This window comes from Mycobacterium sp. (assembly GCF_965277065.1).
Taxonomy (GTDB): Bacteria; Actinomycetota; Actinomycetes; order Mycobacteriales; family Mycobacteriaceae; genus Mycobacterium.
In genome coordinates, this window is the sequence record NZ_CBDIBT010000019.1 from 936,064 (window position 1) to 959,851 (window position 23,788).

Here is a 23,788-nt window from a genome sequence, read left to right on the forward strand (position 1 = left end):
TACTAAAATGGGTGCGCGGTTAGTGATGCGGCTGCTCGAACTTGGGCGGTCAAAGCGTTTCGAGTGCATGCTTGATAGTCGCGACAACCGATCCTTGCTCTTCGTGTTCCCAGAATCGCAGGACCATCCATCCGGCAGATTGCAGCGCGGTCGTCTGACCGCGGTCTCGCCTGACATTGCCCTCCAGCTTTGGGGACCAGTACTCGCTGTTCGCGCTGGGTTGTCGACCGTGTTCTGGACAGCAGTGCCAGAAGCAGCCATCCACGAATACGGCGACGCGGCGTTTTGTGAATGCGATGTCTGGGCGGATGAGCTTTTCATCAATCCGGATCGGGTGATCCTTGCGGAACCGGTAACCCAGCCGGTGGAGTGCCGAACGTAGCCTGACCTCGGGCTTTGTATCCCGTCGCCGGATCGCGGTCATATTCCGAGAACGGCCGGGAGTCGTGACATACGTAGGTCGCGGATTCGCCGTCGGCGCGCCGACGCCGCTCGGAATCCCCATGCAGATACCGTACGTCCGACGGGTTTGCCGACCTGGCCGGTGCAGCGGTAAAGTTAACTTTCGAACATGTGTTCGAAAGACTGCGAAAGGTGGAAATGGTCGACCGATTGAGCTGCCTGGAGATCTGCGCCGGTGCCGGTGGCCAGTCCCTCGGCCTTGACCAAGCCGGCTTCTCTCACGAGCTGGCGGTCGAGATTGAGCCCGAGCCTTGCCAAACCCTGCGTATTAATCGGCCGCTGTGGAATATCCATGAAGGCGATGTACACGAGATTGATGGCACCGACTACCGCGGCATTGACCTGCTAGCAGGCGGTGTTCCATGTCCTCCGTTCTCGATTGCGGGCAAGCAGCTCGGCGAAGACGATGAGCGGGACCTTTTCCCCGAAGCACTTCGCCTTGTCGAGGAAGCTAAGCCTAAGGCTGTCATGCTCGAAAACGTCCGAGGTCTTTCGAGCGTGAGGTTCCAGACTTATCGCAACTCCATACGGTCGCGGCTGACCGAACTAGGTTACGAATCGGACTGGCAAGTGTTGAATTCCTGTGAATTCGGGGTTCCACAGTTGCGGCCGCGATTCATTCTGGTCGCTACCAAACCTGAGTACTTTAAGCACTTCAAGTGGCCAGGTGCGAAGAGAACGCCTCCGACGGTCGGCGAGGTGCTTTACCCTCTGATGGCGCGTGACGGATGGCTAGGTGCCGAGGCGTGGGCTGGGAAGGCCGATGGTGTCGGGCCGACCCTCGTTGGAGGATCGCGCAAGCATGGCGGCCCGGACCTCGGGCCCACGCGAGCGCGCGCGGCATGGCTAGAACTTGGTGTGGATGGTAAGGGACTCGCCAACTTCGGTCCGGACGAGTTGACTCCGGTTGATCACACGCCACGTTTGACGCTGGAGATGGCGGCAGTATTGCAAGGTTTTCCGCAGGACTGGAAATTCCACGGACGAAAGACCGCTGCATATCGCCAGATTGGCAACGCTTTTCCGCCGCCAGTCGCAGAAGCCGTCGGAAAAGCGATCGCGAAAGCGTTGCGCGGCGTAGCGACTCGCCGCCGCCCAGAGCGTCCCCATTTGGCGGTCGTTCGCTCGGCCTAGGTGTTCGCCGGCACGGCAAGTTTCAGGATCGAGCCGTGCAATAAGGTCCTTCGGGTGTTTGCGAAGCTGCGAGCAGCGCACGAACTGTGCTTCTTCACTAATATTGACAACTCAATTCGGAAATGCGGCTCGGCATTTACAAATCAGCTTACCGGTTAATGAGAACTCGCCCGAGCCGCGCCACAGCCATTTGGGCACAACGGCACCAGCGGCAGGTGCTCTATTGCAACCTGTAGCGAATGATTAATATGGGTGTCGGTCGTGCCGTCGTTGGCAAGGAGTGCAGCCGTGATCCCGCCGCTCGATATTTCGTGGCCGCCCGCGGCGGATCCTGAGCTGGACAGTGTGGAAGCTGAGCTTTACCGGTTAGATCCCAGCGGGGATCGCATTGGTGCCGTGCTCCGCAACACATTCGATCAGCTCTACGACGGCCAGCACACGGGCCGATGGAACTTTAACGACCTGCACAAGACCGAGAAGACTCATATGGGCACGTTGGTCGAAATCAACCTACACCGGGAGTTTGGATTCGAGGACGGCAAGGAGACGGACTATCGGATCGCAGGGACGCAGGTTGACTGTAAGTACTCGATGAAGCCATTCGGGTGGATGCTGCCACCAGAAGTGATCGATGAGATCGTGCTGTTGATCACGGCAAATGATCAAGCCGCGACTTGGCGGGCCGGCATCATGCGCGTCGCGCCCGAAACTACGCGAGGTACGCAGAATAGGGACGCGAAAACGACGCTCGCATCGCTGGGGCGCGAGCGGATTCGCTGGTTGTGGCCGGAACACCCTGGCCTGCCCCCGAACCTGTTCTATCAACTCGACGCAGCGACCCGAGATGCCATTTTTGGGGCGCGGTCCAGCCGTGGTGACCGACACGGCCAGGTGCGAGTCAACGAGCTATTCCGTCGGGTGCATGGCCGCATCGTGCGCCGCGCGGAGCTGGCAACCGTCGCCCAGCAGGACGACTTCATGAAGCGTGCCCGTGGTAACGGGGGCGCAAGGACAGCCCTACGCCCCGAGGGGATCTTGGTCCTCGGTCACCAGGACAACGATCCGCTCGTCGCCCACGCCCTCGGGTTACCCCTGCCAAGCAAAGGTGAGTTAGTTGCCACACGGGTGGTGCCCGCGCATTCTGATCGGACGGACCCTGTCGCTGTGATCGATGATCAGCGCTGGGCGCTGGCGCGTCCCGGAGATCCGGTCGTGCCCGCGCCCGACGTAGGTAGGAGGAGGACATAGCAGTCGGCGTGCATATTCCCTTGCCCGCACTCCGCAGCCCGCTCCAATGAGTCGCGCCCGCCATCCGCCGTCGGGCGGGTATCTTGTTGCAGGTCGCGGCCGTCAAGTCAAGTTTGCGGCGGCGGCCGCACTGGTGGCGTATGCCCAGTTAGACGCTGAATCCGTCGGACGCCGTAAGACGCAAAGCAGGTACGTACTTCTTCAAATTTCTTAAAAGATGGTTCGCCAGAGCAGGTTAATCGCCAGCCGCGGCACATGTGGCTGGCCTAAGGCTGGTTGTGGTCAAACCCTGCGAACCGGCAGATGGAGTTGCCGCTCGATGAGGGCGTCGCCGATCGGGCTACATGAGTGTCCGTGCTTGAAGTCGCACGGTTCACAGGTTCATGGGCTCAACTGCCGAGGTCACGTTGGCATGCCACACGTTTGGTTCGTCCTCAAGTTGCTTAACCCGCAGGGCGGCTACCCAATCTCCGGCAACGACGTTGGGGACAGCGGACAGGCCAGTCACGAGTTGTCGGCCTTCAGGGGTCTGCAATACGACACTTACGTGCCCATTGGCCGACACGGTACATCGTTCCAGAGTGCCTGTTAGAGCGTCGGTGATTGAGCGCGCCTCGACGGCGGCCCAGTGCGCTGGGCACGCGCGCCGAAGAGGGCACCAGCGGCAGGTTTCAGGGGAGGCGACTGCGGGAGGAATTGCTGCGGCGACCGCCGCCTTACGTTTTTCTTCGAGGGTTTTGACAATGTCCTCGGCCGCCTGCGCAGTAAGTTCGCTGTCGTCGATTAGGCCGGTATCTAGGCTCAGTATGCTCACTGTCGCCGGTCGTTGCCATTTGCCTGTGGCGAGCACTGAGTAGACAGCCAATTGCAGGTGAGCAGCGGGTGGCATTGGCCGGGTGCGAATGTAGCCCTGCCCGGTTTTCAGGTCAAAGATGTGGATGACATCATCGCCGATGGCCACAAGATCCATGCCGCCCCGCAAGCGCCGGTGATCGTCGCTGACGAACAGCTCCGGCACTACTTCTTGGCAGCGTGCTGCGTTGAGGCTATGGGCAAGTTCGCGTCCGCGCACGGCCAGTTTTGAAGCAATGATTCTGGCCGCACCCACGCCTTGGCTGTTGGACTCTGTTAGAGCGTGGAAGCGTTGCTGTAACAACTCGCCCGGATTAGCTTTGCGCCAATCGGATTCAAGTACCCATTGTTCGAGGGCTTTGTGTGCCTGAATCCCCAGTGTGGCAGCAGACCACCCACCTCCGGTCGCCGACCGCCGCGAATTCGGGCCTGTTCTGGTCTCTGTTACCCATCGCAGTGCGCACGCGGCAAGCAGGTGAGCCTTACTGGCGTCGATCCACGGCAGTGCGTTCACCAGGAAACGCTGACCTGGCTGGCTAGCGCCGAGTCGATCAGGCTGAGCGCGTTGCGCGGCGTCCGGTCGAGTACGAGGGAGTCGACAACGACGATGGCATCGGGTGTCTCCGCGCCGTAGACCTGACCAGCGGTGTCGGATAGCCGGGCAGTGACGACACCGTCATTGCCGTCCTCATAGGCCTCCAATGGATGCCTAACGATGACCGCAGCGGCGCGTGCCCCACGGGTGATCATCGTGTAGGCACCGGCGGACGTCTGGGTTACCGGCGCTGCGCCATATGCCTGGGCCCAGGCAGTTAGCAGCTCGTTGCCGTAATCGGGGGAAACCGCCAGGCCCTGACCCAGCGACACCCGAAACAGATCGCGGGCCAGTCGCCAGTCCAGCAGGGCGTGGTAGGACATGTTGGCGTAGTCGCGCAGGCACTTGTAGCAGGAGGCAGAGCAGTTCTTGCCATGGTCGTCGTTTTCCCAATCGGAAATGAGGGTCTCAATCCGCGCGACGAACGCGGGAAACTCGCGCGCGCTTGCAAGGTGGGTGCTAAAGCCCGCACCGTTTTCGAGGGTGTCTGCGAGGAACGTCCACACGGCACGCTCGCTGCCGCGCCGGCCAATATGCACCTCCGCTGAGAATTCTTGAGGCTGCACATCTAGGTGTGCAGCGGCGGCAGTTCTGATGAGAAAGGCCAGCGAATACCACGCCGCTCGACGCCCGTCAGTAAGATCGGGAACGCGGGTGTCTGGCTGGTAGGCGCGGACGAGATTCGCGCGGATACCAGCAACCGGGTCCGCCTGGACGAGGCCGCCAAAAAAAGCGATGTCTGTGTGCTGGGCCGCTCCAAGCGCCACTTCGAGCACTGCGGATTCAAGGTGACGTTCGTCGATCACTCCTGGCCAGTCCAGCGCTTCCACAGCGTAGTAGCCAGGCCAGTACGCCTGATTGTTTTGGGTGCCGGGCTTAGCCTTTCTGAAGCGGAAATTCTTGCCGCCGTTGTCGTTGAGTACCAGGCGCATGCCGGAACCGCTCCGAGCCTCCATCTGTTGATGAGTCGTGCTGGGAAGCTTGATGGGGTCTCCGAGAGCTCTTACCGAACCGGCCCGGCTGGCCCAGGAAAAAGTGCCGTCGAAGTCTTCGCCTCGCCGGCTTCCGAAACCAAGAGGTTCGCGGACATCGATGCGGCCATAAAGCGTGGGGTCGGCTCCGCACTGGGGGCACACTGCGAGAGGGTCGTGGGGGATCGCCGTGTTGGCGTCGTCGACATGGAGGCACGCGCGGCATCGATCTAATTCTCGCGGCGGGCCCATGGGTTCGGCGACCGGGACGGGCCTGAAGCCGCCGCGCTGAAACGCGACTATCGCGGCAGACCGGTAAGTGCTGCCGTCACGCACGGTTTCCGCCCCTGGCGCGAACGCCGAAATGGCGAGTGACAGATCCCGATCGACTGTATTGGCAGGAGGCCAGGGATAGCTGCTGAAAGGCTTGTTGAGGTACATATACCGCACTCGCGTTGGGAATCCGAACATCGGCAGCATGCCGCGGTGGGCAAGACGTTCACTTAGCTCATCGGGGCCATGCGGATCTTGGGCTATGGTTCCCACCTTGTCGAGAAGTGTCTTCAGGAACGACGTGGGGTCGGGCGGGGTCACGGAGGTTCCTGCAGCAAGTGTGGACGCTGTGCGCGCGATTTCCGGGTGGTTTGCTGTTAGCCATGGCTCAATGAGTCTGCGATTAGCTGGCCACTCCGCGCATGGACCGAAATCGCCGTGGGGATTGAGGGTAGGGGCGTCGCCGGTTGCCGATCTGCTGGCGAGGAAGGCCCGCCGCAGAATCTCGGACCGCAGAACCCGCGAGTAGATCTCCTCACGATTGAAAGTCAGGTATGGCGCTGGGGTTTCGTCATTAGCGATGGCGTGGGGGCGTTCGAAGTAATACTCATCGTGAGAACGGCCCCTGCACACGGTGAGCGCGTAGGCAACGTTGGTTTCGCGGCGGCCCGCACGGCCGACGCGCTGCTGGTAGTTGAACCGAGTGGGGGGCATGTTGGCCATGGCGATTGCGTTGAGGTCGCCGATGTCGATTCCCGCCTCGAGGGTGGTCGTGACAGATAAGAGGTCAAGTTCGTCGGCTAACTTGACCGCGTCACTGTTGAGGAAGACACCCTGGAATCGCATCTGGCGGCTCTGTGCATCCGACCGGTCGGTTTGTCCCGTGAGTTCAGCGGTGCTGAAACGGAATCGGCCGTTTTTCGTCTGGGCTTTCCACGCGTAGTAGTCGTCGGTGCTTGCTGTGTAGGGCTCTGCCTGGGGTGGCAGCGGCTTCCGGCAACGTGTGCAGATGCCCGCGCCGAAAACCAGATGCCGGCGATGACACTTTGTGCAAATCCATTGTTGTGCAGGCGGTCTGACCGCGAGGTCGTTGGGCTTCACCACCCAGTCTGAGGTGACCGTTGAGCCCCACACCCGTCGGCAATCGTCCTCGATCGTGTTGGGGTCGCCGAGCGCTGTCCAGAATTGCGTGAGGAAGGCTGGGCGATGCGGTCCGGCCGGCCTATAGATGCCATCGAGCCGTTTGCGCAGGATCAGAAGCCGCAAGCTCGCCCGGGCAATTCCGATGTCGCCGGGGGTGTCGTCGCTGGCTGAGTCCGTAAGCTTAGCGATCCATCCTAAGCCAAGACTCTCAAGGTCGCGTCCGGCGCCTCCAGCAAGTGCGCGGTAGAGCTCTCCACGGCCATTGCCTTCAATTCCGCGCCGAAGCGAGTCCTGTTCTGAGGTCAGGTTTCCGCGCGCGGAGATGGGTTGCACTGAGAAGTCGAACACTGATGTCCAAGGTTCATCTGCCGCGGTCGTGGAGTAGCGCGGATAGGGGCCGCCGGGGTTGACGCCCATGGCCAGCAGCTGCTGCTGGACGCGCAGGTGGATCTGGGGGATGGCGGGAAGGCGTGTCAATGCGGCGATCAGCGGCGCTTCCTTGTCTGGGTCGCCACCACTTTCCCAGATGTCACGCAGCCGGACTCCGTCTGCGCCGGCCCTTTCCCGCAGCTCAGCGGCCGCGGCCTTTTCGTCCTCGCCGCCTTTGGAGCGGGTGTACCAGTCTCGTGCGCGCCAAACGGTGGCGCCGTCGAAAGGCTTCATAGAGTACATCTGTTCGACGAACACCGCGCGGATTAGGTCCTGATAGTGGCGGATTCCGAGGCCTGCGGACAGTTTCGCGGCGTCCTGGCGCGAATCTGAGAAGAGGATGAGCTTGCGGTCCTTCTCCCCGAGTGCGTCGGCGAGTTCGCCAACGAGAACCTGGTTGATTTTCTCAAAGCCGGTGCGCAAACCGCGAATTGGCGAGCGGTAGCGATCAGGATCCTCTTTTTTAAGAAATTTGAGTTCCCAGTCGGCGCCGCACGACGCACAGATCGTCGGAAATGCTGTCGATACGGTGGGGTCAACCTCGAATTTCCCCCTCCTCAAGTTGGGCGTCAGCTGAAAGACCCAGCCGGTAGGGGGATCTCCGGCGCGGGCGCCCAGGATGCTCAGATCGCCGGTCTTTGTCTTGAGATCCGCCTTGCGGTAACTGGACTTGAGAGCATTTATGCCCCACTCGGTTTCGACAGGGCGGCGGTCAGCGCGCGGCCAGTAGACGATGTAGTTCGTCGGTAAGCGCTCGATCTTGGCCTGATCGGGCAACCGGGCAAGGTCACCGACGTCAGCGAGGAGGGAGTGGACGGCCCCGGGCGATCTCACCGCGTCAGTGGAGCTAAATCCACCCAGATATACGTCTCCGCAGTCCTGGCAGTAGTGAAGTTCTAGAACACGAGCTCCGCAGCTGCAGCGCGTCTGCGGCTCGGCGTAGAGCCGGCCCACGGTCCGGTCCGCATCAGCGTAGGTTCCTTCGGCAGTGACCGCGGCGCAGGCGGGATCGGTGCAGGCCCAGATTCCTGGGACGTTTCTAAAGAAAAAATGCGTACGCATCCGCAGCGGGGCAGGACCAGTCGCGCTCCTCAGCGCCGCTGCCCGCAGCAAATTGCGGGTTGCGGTGTCGCGGTCCGCTGCTTCGGGAAACAGCCTTTCAGAGAGTTCTTCGCGCGTTGCCGCTGGCGCGGGCTCGGGGTTGCCCCGATGAAATGCGGACAGCAGCGCTTCCTCAGCTCCCGTGGTAGTAAATATCTCATCAGCGGCAGTCGTATCGGCGGCAGGCTGCTCAAACTGCCTGACGTATGTATCCAGTGTCACAGTTTGCGCAGGCACTGGAAGGTACTTGCCGTCAACAAAAGTGAACGCCTTATCCTTCGCGAACAGTTGCTGTAAAAAAGCCGCGTCGCGCGGGCTGCGCAGCGATGCAGAACCGGTCAGGATCTGCAGGCGCTCCGGGGCGGATGCGAGGCCGAGCCTTTCCCCCAGCAGGCGAATCATGTATCCGACTTCGCTTCCGGCGGTCCCGCGGTAGAGGTGGCTTTCATCGACGATGAGCGAAACGACGGCGCTGGGGTCGTCGTTAAGCCACGCGGCAGTCTTCTCGAACAGGGTTTGCTCATGGTCCCGCATGAGCATCACGTGCAGCATGGAGTAGTTGGTAATGAGGATATCGGGGGGATGGGCGAGGATGTCCCATCGCGAGATCATTTCGGCCCCGAGGGGGCGAGGCAGGAAGAACGATTTCTTCTCGCTTTCTGTGCGCGCCGCCGCGTAGAGCGAGGACGTGTCGCGCATGTACTCACGCAAGGTATTCAAGGCGGTCTTGTTTAACGGATCGCCAAGGACAGGAGTGGTACCGGTGTAGCGCCCGAAATAGAAGCGGTGCCCCTGTCGGTTCGCATCGAGCCATTGGTGAATGTCGTCGCTGTCGAGCGATTTGCGCAGCCGCACGAGTTGGTCATCAGCAAGAGCGTTCATCGGATAGAGCACGAAAGCCCGGACTGCCTGCGGCCGCCCGGCCTCAGCCTGCCGAAGTGGCAGAAACGGGTCACCAGCGCGGGCCCACCAGTCGTTGATGGCCCTCGTATTTGCCTGCCACCTTTGGGACTCCTTAAGAAGCCGGGCGATCACGGGCAAAAAGAGCGTCTCGGTCTTTCCCGATCCTGTGCCTGGGATGGCAGCTAAGTCTTCGCCGCGCAACGCGGCTTCCAGAGCCTTTTCCTGATGCCAGTACATCGAGGGAATATTTTTGAACATCCCAAGTGATATGAAATCTGCCAATTCTGGTTCGGCGCCGACGGTTTGGCATGAATCGGCAAGCGAGTGCCCGGTCGATTCATACCGGGGCCGCGCTTCGTATAGAGGTGGCTGCCACACGCCTCCGGCGCGGTCAAGCCGAGCCCGGCGCTCTTCGTTGAGCTTGTCGTTAGCGAGGCGAAAGGGCGTGTTGTAGTAGCGGAAGTAGGTTTCCTGAAGGCTCTCGAATAGCTCGATGGGGTCTGGTGTTGCCGTCATGAGTGTGTCCCTAACATCTCTAGATCCTGTCCGAGGCTGTCGGCGATTTTGCGGCCTGTTTCCGTCGGGATCCCCCGGTATTTCACTACTGTGATGCCCCGGGCCGGCCTCAGCCCTGTCGCCATCGTCGCAACCCTGTCGTGCATGGCAGGCAAACCGACTTTTGTGGGGACCAGCAGTGTGCCAGCGACGGCCGCTCCCACGTCTGGCTGCCATTTAAGCACGCTATTTCTAGCGACCGCCAGCCCGGCGTACAGCACGGCACTTCGCGGCCCGCCCAGCCATCCTTCAGAAGTTAGGAGCCCAAATCGCTTGCCGGAACGGCTATCCCACCGATGCACCGCCCCCTCCACGGGAACAGGTGCGATGTCCCACATAGAATCGTTCGCGACGCCTGGCACCGTCCACAGGTTCGCGGGGTTCATGACGTGAAGAGTTCCTCCTTCGTCGCCGACTGGGCTGGCGATGTCAGCTAACAGGCTTGCGACTTTCCCCAGCGTTACTGATAGAGCTATTGAGCTGCAACTAGTGAAGATCAAATCTGGTTCGACGGTTCTCAACTCGTCCGCGGCGTCGCGAACTGCTGTCTCGCTTCCAGGTTGCAAATACACCGAGCGAGGAAGGGGCAGCGCTGACCCGGGCGAAGGATTGGTGGACCACGTGTCGCAATTAGCCTCTAGACGATCAAGCGCGCGCGCGAGTCGGCCAGACCGTCCCCCGGTCATCAGTAGCAGCCCGTCTAACGCCGGAAGTCTGGTCAGTGTCGGCGGAGTGATCGACCAGCGGTTGCGGGATCCGGACACGTCCAGGCAGCCAAGCGCGGAAACGTCATCGATCCAGCTGAACTCAGCTCCTCGGTGCCTCTGCAACGGGATGCTGGCCGCAGAGGCGAACCACAAGAGTTTGTCGGTGAGCGCCGCGATCGTTCCGGAGCGCTCCCCAGTCGCCCACAGCAGTAAGGCGTCGCCGTCATCAATCACCATTGTGCCTTTGATTGCGCGACGAATGCGCGCCATTCGGGGGAGCTCGAGGACTCGGCCGCCTGAGCGATGATCATCCGCCACAGGGATACATCCGTGTTCGGGGAAGCGTCGGAGAATGCCCTGCTGCGCGTCCCCCCGACGGATTCGACGAGTGTGCGGGTAGCGCCAACCTGAACCATCCAGTATTCGGTGGGGCGAACGCTTACCGAGAAAGTTAGCGGTTCGGACGGACCGCCGACGAGGGTCCACAGATCGGTGCGTGCCGGCTCAGTGACCTTTCGGATGTGACCCTTGGGGCCAAGGAGATATGTCGCCATCATCTGTCGGCGGGCAATCGCGAAGATATCCCAGGGATCTGGCCGCGGACGTCCGTCGGGGTTGATTATGAGCCCACCTCGAACCCTAATCGCGTCAGTCTCGCCCGAGGCGTCCAGGGCAACTCCTTGCGGGGTGAGCTTCCGTGCGATGACTTGAGCGTCGGGTCGGCCAAGTGTTTTCTCTGGTTCGTCGGTGACTTCAAAATGCAAGGTGGTTTCGTCGGCAGAGATGCCGTACCAGCCAGGTTCCAGACCGAACGGTTTCAGGGGAAACGAAAGGCCGCTTCGCCGAAATGTGGTGACGCTTCCGTCAAGGGCTACGTCGACCATCTGACCAGGGTTGCCGGCAGGCAGTACCAAATCAGCTGCCCCACCGATGACGTACACGCGTTTGCCCAGGGCATTAGAGATTTTGAGACCGTCAACTAGGGCTAGGCGGGGCCGCTGCTGGGACTCGAAGACAAGGCCCTTCAGCGCCGCCTTCGACAGCGCTGCTTCTAGGACGTTGCTTTTGGTGAAGAAAATGCCGAAGGCGCCCCGGATTTTTGGCGAACCAGGCACCAGTCGGATCATGTTGAAGGAACCGTTATACGAGGAAGTGACGAACTCCTGCGCGGTTTGGGCCCATAAGTCGGAGTTCCAGATAAGCGCGTGTTCTTGGTTAAGCCGGAAATCCGTGACTTCCGCCCAACGCTGAAGCGCGGAATCGAATCGCATCACGATGACGGGAGCTGCAGGATGTATTTGAGCTCCGCCGGCATCACGAAAGCCCTTGAGCAGGTCGGCCTGCTGAAACGGCGACACCGATAGCTCGTCGGGATCCTCGGGTGGCCCGATCAGCCATTCCAGCTGTGCAACGTGGCCGTCTTCCCAGGCAGATAGTCGGCATCGCGGAAGTACACGTCCGGTTCGGTCGCGCACCCGGCCATCCCAATCGCGGGCGGCCTGTCGCAGGAGTTCCTGGAAAAGTTGCCCGACCTTGCCAGTGACTGTCGCGACCGTCTTCTGGAAGGGCTTTGTGAAGCCACGATATGGCTTCATCCACTCTCTCAGGTCCCGGAGCAGTTCGCTTCCTGCCGGCTGATCATCGCCAGGTTCAAGGCCCGCCCTCTCCCAGAAAAGCGTGAGTGCATCCTGGTCTGAGCGCCGGATCAGGGCTTGGGACAAGGGATATCCGATATACGCCGGATACGGAGTTTCAACGATTGTTGAGGTCCTTCCGCCCGGGCCGATGATCCATTGATGCAGATCGCGCCACGCGGCGGCGACATCTGGAAAGTGTGCTTCAAGCGCTTTTCGCCAAGTGGCCTGATTACCGTCAGGAGCAAGAAGCTGAGTCAGGCGGGTGTAGTAATCCTGCGACGACACACCGGCGGAAGCTTGCATGTCCGTGGCAGCCAGCACGGTTACTGCCAAAAGCGGAAGCGTCGGTGGTTGATCCGTCGCGTCCGGCGTCCATCCGGCCGCCCGCGCTAGCATGACTCCATACGGCGAATCAGCTGCCTGCAACTCCGCTGCGACGACGCTCACCAAACGGGCACGTGCACCGTCACCATCAATTCCTGTCAGCTCGACGTCATCAACGAAGAAGATTACTGGGTCTTCTACTAGGTTCGGCCTGAGAAAACGTCGGGCCAGCGCGAGCTGCCACCCATCCCAGGTGTGGAGATTAGGCAAGCCACCCTCCGTTAAGGATCGCAACAATGCGAAGGAACTCTACTCAGGCCGACCAACATATTGAGCACTTTTCAGGGGCATTAGGCAGCAGCGGCTGATGAGCTCGAGGTCCTTTGATGCCGCCGTAAGCTTGTTGGCACGGTCCGCCCCCTCCGCGCTACCAGGCGCACTCACAATCGGGCAATGCATCCTAATTGCGAGCCGTCATTCGCCTGCGCGCCGAAGGATCGCTGTCGCGGTAGACCGCCAGCGTTGCCGACACAAAGTTTGGATGATACGGGCAAATGACATGTGGGCCGCTCTTGCTACAGCACCCGCCGCACCGCCGCAACCATCGCCGCGCCATGAAATTGCCGAACCCGCTACGGGCAATGCATCCCGCGACATCCGGGAGCAGCAACGCTTACCCGCGCACTTCACCGATAACAACGCGGCTCACAGGCTGCTGCCGTGACCGTGCCAGCCCGCAGCCCAAAGCGGATATTTGAAGCGAACGCTAGCGGCATCACAGGTTCCTACCAATGTGGCGGCCGGCAGCTGGTGAAGATTTCGCCTTATCAGCTAGACCGCAGAAAGCCATTGCCTCTCGGAAAGTTCTGCCGCGGAAGCCCATTCGAATTCTCGTTGGTGCCGCGAGCTGTGAACTACCAACGTCGCGGAAGGAGGCCGCCGCACCGGTGGTGGCTGGGCCCAGAGACGGGGCGTCTTGGTGCCTGATCAGTTGATCGAACTCGGGGTCTTAGCGCCCGTCTGTTTGCCGCGAAAGGCGCTGTGAAGTCACCTAGGATCTCGGGCGTGAAAGGCGTTGACGCAACCGTCGAGATCATTGCCGAATTGAATCGACTGAGCGTAACCAGCACTGTTGCAAGCGAAGCTCCACGCTCCACCGCGCTTTACCGTTACCTCGCGGATGGCATGAAAGCGGAGACAAATGACGAATTTCTCGCCGTCACCTACGACCTAATTCTTCGACTGGGGGTTTGGTGGTCAGCAGAGGCTTACGCCCGGCTGCCGCTACTAACTCCGTGGTGCGTACGAGACCGATCCTGTCGATACGACCACGGCCCCGAGTCGTGGGGCGCACCGCGAATTGACGGCTACCTGCGTGATGACAACTCGATCATCAAGAAATTGCCGCTCTCATCCGCTATTTCTGCACCCCAGGGACATCCATACGACGGCCAAAGACCCTGGCGGGGCTTCACTGCGTGTCATATCTGGCGCGACTTGCCAGGGGCACAAGTGGCCGGAGAAGACCCATGGTTGTACTCCTTCGTGCCGAACCTGGTCTGGTTACCATCCTGGCTCGCGCCGCTGACTGACCGCCAAGGTTCGGTGATCCAGCAGATATTGCAGCGGACGAGCACGCTTTGTTCCGAGATGTTGCGATTCCGGTGATGTTGAAGCCTTACACCGAAGGCGCCTGGTCGCGGCTACAACCACCGCCCGTGATCGGCCGGATTCTTCCATTAGACCAATTGGCACTCTTTCAGCCTGATGACAGTTTTTTCGGCCGGCGCATCGCCTACCTCGATAAGTTCGTCGCCGGCTGCACTTCGGTGTTGAGTACCGGACGGCTGGCAACGAAGCTCATTTGCTCGCGATACACCGTTGGGCTCCCACTATTGGACCCGTTGGCAGTTAGCGCATTCAGAGAAGCGATGAGCGATTATCGAGAGGCAGTCGTCGCTGCTCGGGCTTCGGCAGCGATGGCAAACGAGTGATCTTGTTGGCCGTCACGGCAATGTCACCGATCCAACCGTCGCGAAATTTTGATGGCATTTCGAAAGGCTCCACGACGTGACAATCATCCAGGAAGAAACGCCCCGCCTAGCCAACGAAGCTGAGCGCAAGGTCTACCGGTCCCTTCAGGAGCAACTCCAAGCAAACGACCTGGTGATTCCCGGCCAGCGTGTCACCGACCATCTAAAGGACCACGAGGTCGACTTCGTCGTCGCGATCGAGGGTGCCGGCATCGTCTGCGTCGAGGTCAAAGGCGGTGACGTCTGGCACGACGGTGAAACATGGTGGCAGAAGCGAGGAGGCCAAGAACATAAGATCGATCCGGTCCGCCAGGCCCGCGATGCCTGTTATGCCTTGCGTGAATTCGTCGAGGCGGATGCGCGCTGGAGTCAGGGTCGGCTGCGCTGGGACCACGTAGTGGTCCTACCTAACACCGAGATAGCCGACGATTTCGCCCTACCGGAGTGCCCGCGATGGAAGGTCATCGACCGCAACGAGCTCCCGACGCTCCTCGACAAGCTCAAATACGTGATCTATAGGCACGAGCTAGAACGCCCACTACTGAGCCGGCAGGGCATCAAGCAACTCTCAACGGCCTTGAGCGGCAGAGGTTTACCGCAACGAAGTGTCGTCGCGCGTGCGCTGGCCAGCCAGGACGCCGCGGACGCACTGACTGAACATCAGGCCGTCATTCTCGACGCCATCCAATTGCTGAACCGGGTCGAGATACGCGGCGGAGCCGGTAGCGGCAAGACCTTCCTCGCTGTGGAACAGGCCCGTCGGCTTTCCGCGAAGGGCCAGCGCGTGGCCCTACTGTGCTATTCACACGGTCTGGCCTCCTACCTGGAGCGCATCACCGCCACCTGGCGGCGGCATCACCTGGCGTACGTCGGCGAGTTCCACGCACTCGGCCTACGGTGGGGAGCACCCAAAGGACCCGACGAGTCCTTACGCACCGAGAAGACCGTCCAATTCTGGGAACACGACTTGCCGCTTCAAATGGCTGATCTGGCAACACAACTCGATCCTGACCACCGATTTGACTCGATCGTCGTCGACGAGGCCCAAGACTTCGCCGACGCATGGTGGGATCCGCTCCTCGCGGCCCTCAAAGATGACGAGACCGGCGGCCTCTACGTCTTCACGGACGAGGGTCAGCGCGTGTTCAATCGGCACGGCTCTCCGCCCGTGCCACTCGTACCACTGGTCCTCGACCACAACCTTCGCAACACCCGCCAGATCGCGAACGCGTTCCAACCGCTCGTCGACCACCCCATGCGCTTCCTCGGCGGCGAAGGGCCCGCCGTGAAGTTCGTCGCCTGCTCGCAACATGATGCGATGAACGCCGGCGACGACGAGGTCGAGCTGCTCCTCGAGGAAGGATGGCGCCCGGAAGACGTCGCGCTGCTGACCACCGGCACCCGCCACCCCGAACAGAAGGAACGCCAAGCCGCCGGCAACGCTGCGTACTGGGACAGCTTCTGGGATGCCGACCAGGTTTTCTACGGCCACGTTCTGGGCTTCAAGGGACTCGAACGCCGCGCAGTCGTGCTCGTCGTCAACGAGAAGTCCGCGCTCGAACGGTCCCGCGAACGCCTCTACGTCGGCCTGTCCCGTGCGCGCGACCAACTAGTCGTATGTGCCGACCCGGACTTCATCCGAGAAGTCGGAGGACCAGATCTCGCCCACCGGTTGCACCTTCCATCGGACTAGGCGCCAGTTGTCGCTCAGCGGTGGGTCGTAATGGCCTCAGCGATTTCCGATTTGTTGCGGCGACACTCTAGGTTCCGCGCCTACTTACACAGCCTCGACGATCTCAGGTGGTCGGTCGCTGCATTCGGCGCTGAGCTGCTTCAGGATTTTCGGCATTTCTTGATGCTCTAAAACGTTCACCCTCAGCGGCCCGCATCAGCCGGCGTTCGCGACGGTTTCAGCGAAAGTTGATCGTCTCAGGTCGGCGGGAACACGCAAGGCGCGCGCATCGCTGGCGCTATCATCAGCCAGCATGGTGATCGCCCAGCCGAGCCACAACAACTATCCGGACCTTCTCAGTCAGATAGAGAATGGCACGATCAAGATCCCCCAATTTCAGCGCGACTTCGTCTGGACCAGAGCCAAGTCGGCTGCATTGCTCGACAGCATTGTTAAGGGCTACCCGGTCGGCACCTTCATCTTTTGGCATACCAATGAGCAGCTCCGCACCGTCCGCAGCATCGGCAACAAAAAGTTCAAGGACAAGCCCGGCGGCGACTATTTCGATTACGTGCTCGACGGCCAACAACGCCTAACCAGTCTCTACGCCGCGGTTAAGGGCGTCGCGGTCGCCCGGGCCAACGGCAAGGTTGATGATTTCTCGCAGATGTGGATCAACCTGGACGCCGACGAACACGACGATATCGTGACCATCGATCGGTCGGACGAGGACAAGACGTATATCGCGCTGACCGAACTTCTCAGCGGACAGCTGCTCACCCTGGGCACGAAGTTCAACATTGAATACCACCCCAAGCTCCAGCGCTACGTGAACGCCTTCACCACCTACAGCTTTCCCGTCGTCTCGGTTAGGGATGCCGAAATCGACGTTGCCACAGAAATATTCACCAGAATCAACGTTGGCGGCAAGCCCCTCACTCCTTTCGAGATCGTCGTCGCCAAGACTTACGACGAGAGACGCAAGTTCGACCTGGCCAACAAATACGGCCTGCTGAAGGCGAAGCTCAATAAACATGACTACGACATTGCAGATATGACGCCGCTTCAGCTGATCGCACTGCTGGCGAAAGGCGATTGCCGACGTCAGGCGATTCTCAAACTCGATAAGGCGACCGTCCTGAGGCTCTGGGATCCAGTCGAGGACGCCATCGAACAGTCCGTTGACTACTTCAAGGCGGTCTGCGGCGTGCGGGTGTCGCAGCTACTTCCGTACGGCGGCCTGGCGATTCCGTTCGCGTACTTCTTCCACAAGAACGCGGGCAAGAAACCCACCGCGGACCAGGCCCGCCTGCTCACCGACTTCTTCTGGCGGTGCGGCATTGGTGGCAGGTACTCATCCAGCTTCGAAAGCAGGGCGGCGGCTGATCTCGCAAAGATCGACAAGATCCTCAAAGGCGAGGCACCCACCTACGATTGGCCCACTCAAGTCGACCCCGAGTTTCTGCTTGCCAACGGTCGCTTCGCGCCATCGCGAGCGTTTGTAAAGGCGATCCTATGCATCTACGCCTCGTTTCAACCTCGCTCCTTCGATAACAATGGGATTGTCGCCATTGCCAACGACGCGCTCAAGCGCGCAAACAGCCGCAACTACCATCACTTCTTCCCACTCGCTTACCTCAAGAAAATCGGCGTGTCCGATTCGAGGGCAAATAACCTCTTCAACATCACGATGATCGACGCCCATCTGAACAAGAACCAGATCAGGGCTCGCCCGCCACTGAAGTACATGCAGGAGTTTGAGAAGTCAAACCCAGACATGTCCCAGACACTGAAGTCTCACCTGATGCCAGAAAGCATTTGGGCGGACATCCAAAACGACGATTACGAGCATTTCCTCGTGCGACGAGCAGAACGAATCAGCAAGGAGCTCAGAAAGCGCATCATTCCGCAGGAGGTCGACTCTCTGGCTCAAGCGGTTGACGACGACACAGATGGCGATGACGAGGTAGTCCTCGACCCCGAATAGGAGTTCCCCTTCGGGACCGCAACGGCCGCTGCGGACTGCGACTCATTTAGCGCAGGCCGTGTCGCGGCGGTTGGTGCACTGCCCACACCTAGAACTGAGCCGCGGGCTGGCCACCAACGTGTTCGACCAAACTCGATGACGCAGAGGCTCAACACCGCCGGTTCCCGAGCCGGCCCAGCCCTATCCGGTCAGCCACCCTCCCCCGCCGCAACCAACAACATGAACGTCCGCTCCCCCTCGCCGGCCTTGGTCGTCAACACCAGCGGGTAGTACCCATCCCGCACCGAGTCCGCCACCTTGACCGTCACCGTCGACGTCCCGGACCCGTCGTCACCGAACTTTCCCTCCACCGACTCCACGGAAATGCCTCTTTCAGAAGACCTTCCGCTGATCTCGTAATCATCAGGCCCGTCGACCATCCGCTGCACGTTGACAGTCACGTCCGTCGACGTCCCGGCATCCACCGCCACCAAGGCCGGCGACACGTTGACCGTCAACGGCAGACTCCCCGCACCAAACGACAGCGGCGCCGAATCAATAGCGGTCCCCCACGACTTGTTCGGCTTCGACGCAAGCGAGAACTGCAGCTCACCGCCACCAGCAAGCATCGACTCCGGCAGATACGTCTTGTCGGTCGACCGCCCGTCGACATGCAGCCCATTGATGTACTGCAGCCGGTGATGCCCAGACGCTCCGGGTGCCGAGATCCGAATGAATTTGTCTGCGGGAAGCGCGATTTCGACCTTGTCGAACAACGGCGCGTTCACCGTCAGCGTCGACGTCCCCGGGATGCTCGGATACAACCCAAGTGCGGACCAGACATACCACGCCGACATCGCGCCCAGGTCGTCATTACCGGGCTCGCCGTCAGGCGTGGGACTGAAGAGCGTGCCGCGTATCCGGTCAACCAATTCCTGTGTCTTCCAAGGCTGCCCGATGTAGTTGTACAGCCACGGCACCGAAAAGTTCGGTTCGTTGCCGGCCCACAGATACGGCTCCACCGGGCCGACATTCAGCTGCTCAGTGAACTTATCGAGCCGCTTCGAAACGGCATCGCGCCCACCTAAAGCGGTCACCAGGCCGGCAATATTCTGCGGCACGTACCAGACGTACTGTTCGGCGTTGCCCTCGTCAAACCCGATCTGGCTGAAGCAGCCCTTACCGGGCGGAAACACCGCAGGCCCCTGGGGAAAGAAACCTAACGCATTGCGCGGCGAGATGGAATGCGTGGTCGGATTGAACAGGTTCTGCCAGTACTGCGCCCGGTCCTGAAACTCTGTGGCACTGGCGGAATCACCTAAAGCCGAGGCGAATTGGGAGATGGCGAAGTCGTCGACCGACCACTCCAGCGAAATCGATGCCGCCGGGAAGGAACCGTGGCAGTTAGACGACGGCAACGGTAGGTACCCGCGTTGTCGATACGTCCCGATCTGTGGCCGCTCGACGTACCCGCGCCGCCCGATTCCGCCTTCCTTCGCGGCGTCGAGCATGAAGTGCAGCGCCCGGTCGACGTCAAAGTCCTTGGCGCCGAACGCATAGAAGTTCGCGATCAACGGCACCACGCTGTCGCCGGTCATCTCCGCGGTCGCGGTGTTGGCCAACGCCCATCGCGGGAACGACCCGCTCTGCTCGGCGTCGTTGACCAGCGACTGCGCCATGTCGCTGGCCTCCCGCGGGAACACCATGGCCTGCAGCGCCGCCACCCCGCGGTAGGTGTCCCAGTCGGAGTAGTTGGCGTACTGCGTGTGTCCGGGCGCCACGGTATGGATGTCGCCGTCGAACCCGATGTAGCGACCGTCGACATCGTTGAATGTGTTGGGGTTCAACAGCGAATGGTAGAGCGCGCTGTAGAACGTGAGGATGTCGTCTTCGGTGTAGCCGGCAACCCTGATGCGCGACAGCGCATCGTTCCACTGCTTGGACGCGGCAGTGCGCGCGTCGTCAAAGTTCACCGCGGCCTCGTCGAGGTTCTTGCGCGCCCCGTCAATGTCCACGTAGGACAACGCGGTTCGCACCTCGAGGTCCGAGCCGGCCGGGAACTCGACGTATCCCCCGGTGGACCCCTGGTAACTCGAATAGGCGCTGCGGCCGTCGGGGAATACCGAGAAGCCGTCCCAGGTGCCGAACGACGTGAACGGCTTGTTGAACTTCATCGCGAAGTACACCGTGTAGACGTTGTCCTTGCCGCAGAACCCGCCGCTGGTCGCCTGTCCGGTGATCGTGGTGTTGTCGTCTTCGATGCGGATCTTGGCCGCCGATGTGCCGCCCAGCGACCCGCCGGGCCGGACGAAGAACCGCGCCGCGCGATCGTTCGGGTAGTGGAAGCGGCCCACGCCGGTGCGGTTGGTGGCGGTGAGTTCGGCCGTCACGCCCGCCGACGGCAGTCGCACCGTGTAGTAGCCGGGCACGCCGCGCTCGTGTTTGTCGTGGGCGATTTCCTCCGAGGCGTTCCACGGCTCCGAGCCGATCGAGCTGGTCGTCGGCAGCATCGAGATGTCACCGAACGCCGGGCACCCCACCGAGGCGTGCGTCATGCTAAACCCGGTCGCGCGGTCGTTGGAGTGGCTGTAGCCCGCGTAGTTGCCGACGGTGTCCGGCGAGTACTGCACCATCCCGAACGGCACCGACGGGCCCGGGAAGTTGTTGATCTCCCCCACCGTCTTGCCGCCGTTGCCCGTGCCGATCAGGGTGTCGACGTGCTCGACCGGATTGGCCACCATGGGCGGGGGCTCATACGACGTCGGCGTGGCGCTGACCAGCATGGCGCTGACCAGCACAGCCGCCGCGATAAACGCCACGGCACCCCGACGTGACCGCATAGTCGAATTCTGCTCCTCAGCTGGTACTTCGTGTGGGAGGCCGATCGGAGGGGCGGCGTCTAGCCGGAAAAGCGCTGTGGCTGGCCGTGGCGATCTTTAGCATGCAACAAGGGGAACCCCGGAGCCACTGGCAAATTGATGGGTGAGGCGATGAGCGACGACCACCTGAAGAACTACGTACTGCAGCGGGCCGATGACGACGACAAACTGAGCGAGGACGCCAGGCTCGCGGTGCTGGCCGCGCTGGGGAGTGCTGGTGAACTGGCTGAGGTGCTGGGCGAGCAAGCCACGTCGCAGGGTCTGATCGACACGTTGACCGCTCCTGTTGAAACGGCCGAACAGCCCCTTGGCGCTTTTCTCAGTTCGATTGCTGTGCAGGGTTTTCGAGGTATCGGACCGAAAGTGACGGTTCCGCTGCAACCCGGTCCCGGGCTGATCGTGATCGCCGGCCGCAACGGGTCGGGCAAGTCGACTCTTGCCGAGGCTCTGGAAGTCGCGCTGACCCGCACCAACTCGCGTTGGAAAGACAAAGCCGCCGTGTGGTCGCAGAACTGGCGCAATCTGCATTCCGGTGAACCCGCGCAAATACGCATCGGCATTGCCGAAGAGAGCCCTGGCACCAGCACAATCGGGGTGGACTGGCCAGCCGGTCCCGATGTCGCGGTTACACAACTTAAGACCTGGGTTCAGCGCGCCGGTCAAAAGCAGGAAGACACGAGCGTTCTCGGTTGGGACGCTGCGCTGGATTTGCATCGGCCGTTGTTGAGTTACGACGAACTGAGCGGGATCTTGGAAGGCCGGCCCAGTGACTTCTATGACCAGCTCTACAAGTTGCTGGGCTTGGAGCAGCTGACCGAGGCAATCGCGCGACTCGAAGCTGAAGTACGGTCGCTCAAGCTGCCCGAATCCGACCTCAAAAAAACCCGTGACGTATTGAAGCCCGTTCTGCAGGAGCACGAAGATCCTCGCGCAGTCCAAGCATTCGCGGCGATCACCAAAAGGAAAGTGGACCTGGCGGCGGTCCGGCCGCTGATCACCGAAGGAGCCGCGTCTAGCGTGCCCGCCGCTTGGCGCGAGGCCGAACGGCTGGCCGCGCCCGCAGCTGACGAGGTCGCTGCTGCGTGCGACGCACTGCGGTCGGCTAAGGCGAGGGAGAACGGTGAAGTCGCGCGTTCCGACACGCTCGCCGCCGACCGCGGCAAGCTACTGGAACTCAGCCTGACGTTTCACGATCAGCACGGCGAGCAGCTCTGCCCCGTCTGCGGCGAAGGCATGCTCAACCAACAATGGGCAGCCGCCGCTCACGACGCCCTCCAGAGGGACCAGCAGGCCGTGCAAGCGCTGACCTCGGCCCGCGCGGAACTCCAACGGGCCCGCGCGGCACTCGTTGCGCTCGTGCGGTCAGTACCGCAGCCACCGGACGACGACGAACTCAACACACTGAGCGGAGCGCGTGAGGCATACGAACAGCTTCTCAAGCTGCCGGCTGACGGCGATCTTGCACTGGCAGATCATGTCGAACAAGCGATGCCCGCTGTGGCGCAGTCCTATTTTGCCGCCCGCCAACAAGCTGACGAGCTGATTCAGTCACGCAAGGACGCCTGGACCCCAGTCGCGCTGCAGCTAGCTGATTGGTTGTCGAAGGCCGAGCTGGCGGCGACAGCCGCGCCCAAGCTCGCAATCGCCGATGGGGCGTTGAAATGGCTGCAAGCCAACGCACGCGAACTACGCAACGAGCGGATCGCACCGCTGGCAGGCCACGCTAAGGACATTTGGGCAACTCTCCGGCAGGAGAGCAACGTCGACCTAGGAGCCATTCGCCTCGAGGGTCAAAAGACCACTCGCCGCGTGGAACTCAGGGCCGAAGTCGACGGCGTCGAGAGCGAAGCGTTCGGTGTCATGAGCCAGGGTGAGCTACAGGCACTGGCGCTCGCGATATTCATTCCCCGTGCGGCGTCGGACGAAAGCCCTTTCCGCTTCTTGGTACTCGATGACCCTATCCAAGCGATGGACCCCTCCAAGATCGATGGATTTCTCCAAGTGCTGACCACACTCGCGGAGAGCCGGCAGGTGGTCGTGCTGACACACGACGACCGATTGCCCGCGGCTATCCGACGTTCGCGAGCGCCGGCGCGGATCGTTGAGCTTCATCGCGGGCTCAACTCGAGTGTTTCAGTGGCCGAATCGACCACGCCTGCCAAGCGGCTACTGGACGACGCTTTTACGATCGGCGCCGACGAAGCGGTGCCCGACGCCATCAAGAGCGCGGCAATTCCGGTGTTGTGCCGCGAGGCCTTGGAGCAGACCGCCTGGGACGTCTACGTCCTCAAGGCGCTCGCTAAAGGGACGCCTTACGAAGAACTCGAACTCGAGTGGGACGGCGCCGAAGGAACCAGGAAACGCCTCGCTCTCGCACTCTCGCTGAATGCCGGCGACAACGATGCCGTCGAGAAGTGGCGCGGCGAGAATCCGGCGAGGAAAATCGCCTTCGCGGTTGCCACCAAGGGCATTCATGCCGGCGTCGACAATTTCAAGAACGTGGTCAACGATGCGCGTAGGGCCACCCGCGAACTCGCGCAATCGCTGTCATGACCGATCGCGCCGCCCTCCTCGACTACGCCGCCGACATACTCGACGACAAGGTAGCTCTCGGTGCCCGGGGCACCCGCACCGCCGCGTTACTCGCACGACGGGCGTTCGAGGACTGGCTCGACGAGCAGAGCTCGACATGGTCAGGGACCGGTTACTACGGACCAAGTACAAAGTCAAAACTTGTTGTCCTAGAGGCTCTTCAAGGTGTCGAGCTGGGCCAGTCGGTGAAACGAGCATGGCAGAGGCTCAGTGTCGCGTGCCATCACCACTCGTACGAATTGCAGCCACCGGCGACTGAGGTACGGGACCTGTTAGAACTAGTCCGCAGCCTGGACAATGCCAAGTAAGCGC

At 61.3% G+C, this 23,788-nt stretch carries 13 protein-coding genes; 8 read left to right on the forward strand and 5 right to left on the reverse strand.

Features of this window, described 5'->3' with window-relative positions:
- Window positions 1-49: 49 nt before the first annotated feature.
- Window positions 50-505, reverse strand: a complete 456-nt coding sequence (locus ACQY5A_RS21765; RefSeq protein WP_428342366.1) for a very short patch repair endonuclease — start codon at window positions 503-505, stop codon at window positions 50-52.
- Window positions 506-600: 95 nt separating this feature from the next.
- Between ACQY5A_RS21765 and ACQY5A_RS21770 the strand changes: the two genes are divergently transcribed.
- Both ACQY5A_RS21770 and ACQY5A_RS21775 read left to right on the forward strand, forming a co-directional pair.
- The gene (locus ACQY5A_RS21770; protein ID WP_428343280.1) at window positions 601-1,596 is read left to right on the forward strand and encodes a DNA cytosine methyltransferase; all 996 of its coding nucleotides are present in this window, start codon (window positions 601-603) and stop codon (window positions 1,594-1,596) included.
- Between the two features lie 288 nt (window positions 1,597-1,884).
- Complete coding sequence (locus ACQY5A_RS21775; RefSeq protein ID WP_428342367.1) at window positions 1,885-2,844, forward strand: NaeI family type II restriction endonuclease; 960 nt, start codon at window positions 1,885-1,887, stop codon at window positions 2,842-2,844.
- A gap of 373 nt (window positions 2,845-3,217) precedes the next feature.
- Here ACQY5A_RS21775 and ACQY5A_RS21780 read toward each other — a convergent pair whose 3' ends face one another.
- The 3 genes from ACQY5A_RS21780 to ACQY5A_RS21790 all read right to left on the reverse strand — a co-directional run bounded on the left by ACQY5A_RS21780 (window position 3,218) and on the right by ACQY5A_RS21790 (window position 12,604).
- Window positions 3,218-4,210 carry a PD-(D/E)XK nuclease family protein gene (locus ACQY5A_RS21780; RefSeq protein WP_428342368.1) on the reverse strand — a complete coding sequence of 331 codons (993 nt, stop codon included), beginning with the start codon at window positions 4,208-4,210 and terminating at the stop codon, window positions 3,218-3,220.
- Entirely contained in the window at window positions 4,207-9,627 is a 5,421-nt protein-coding gene (locus tag ACQY5A_RS21785; protein ID WP_428342369.1) for a DEAD/DEAH box helicase, read from the reverse strand. Before ACQY5A_RS21785 ends, ACQY5A_RS21780 begins: the two co-directional genes overlap by 4 nt.
- Window positions 9,628-10,603: 976 nt before the next feature.
- Entirely contained in the window at window positions 10,604-12,604 is a 2,001-nt protein-coding gene (locus tag ACQY5A_RS21790) for a hypothetical protein (protein ID WP_428342370.1), read from the reverse strand.
- Between the two features lie 795 nt (window positions 12,605-13,399).
- Between ACQY5A_RS21790 and ACQY5A_RS21795 the strand changes: the two genes are divergently transcribed.
- The 4 genes from ACQY5A_RS21795 (at window position 13,400) to ACQY5A_RS21810 (ending at window position 18,026) form a co-directional block, all read left to right on the forward strand.
- On the forward strand, window positions 13,400-14,002 hold the full coding sequence (locus tag ACQY5A_RS21795) for a hypothetical protein (RefSeq protein WP_428342371.1): 603 nt from the start codon (window positions 13,400-13,402) through the stop codon (window positions 14,000-14,002).
- Window positions 14,002-14,328: a hypothetical protein gene (locus ACQY5A_RS21800; protein WP_428342372.1), complete on the forward strand. Its 327-nt coding sequence runs from the start codon at window positions 14,002-14,004 to the stop codon at window positions 14,326-14,328. The genes ACQY5A_RS21795 and ACQY5A_RS21800 overlap by 1 nt, the downstream gene beginning before the upstream one ends.
- A gap of 76 nt (window positions 14,329-14,404) precedes the next feature.
- A complete protein-coding gene (locus ACQY5A_RS21805; protein ID WP_428342373.1) occupies window positions 14,405-16,060 on the forward strand; it encodes an NERD domain-containing protein in 1,656 nt (551 codons plus the stop codon).
- Window positions 16,061-16,352: 292 nt separating this feature from the next.
- A complete protein-coding gene (locus ACQY5A_RS21810; protein WP_428342374.1) occupies window positions 16,353-18,026 on the forward strand; it encodes a GmrSD restriction endonuclease domain-containing protein in 1,674 nt (557 codons plus the stop codon).
- Window positions 18,027-18,214: 188 nt separating this feature from the next.
- Here the strand turns inward: ACQY5A_RS21810 and ACQY5A_RS21815 are convergent, their stop codons facing one another.
- Window positions 18,215-20,845 (reverse strand): GH92 family glycosyl hydrolase, encoded by a 2,631-nt coding sequence (locus tag ACQY5A_RS21815; RefSeq protein ID WP_428342375.1) that lies wholly within the window; start codon window positions 20,843-20,845, stop codon window positions 18,215-18,217.
- A gap of 150 nt (window positions 20,846-20,995) precedes the next feature.
- Here ACQY5A_RS21815 and ACQY5A_RS21820 point away from each other — a divergent pair, with 150 nt between their 5' ends.
- Window positions 20,996-23,437: an AAA family ATPase gene (locus ACQY5A_RS21820; protein ID WP_428342376.1), complete on the forward strand. Its 2,442-nt coding sequence runs from the start codon at window positions 20,996-20,998 to the stop codon at window positions 23,435-23,437.
- Complete coding sequence (locus ACQY5A_RS21825) at window positions 23,434-23,784, forward strand: hypothetical protein (protein ID WP_428342377.1); 351 nt, start codon at window positions 23,434-23,436, stop codon at window positions 23,782-23,784. Before ACQY5A_RS21820 ends, ACQY5A_RS21825 begins: the two co-directional genes overlap by 4 nt.
- The last annotated feature ends 4 nt before the right edge of the window (window positions 23,785-23,788 follow it).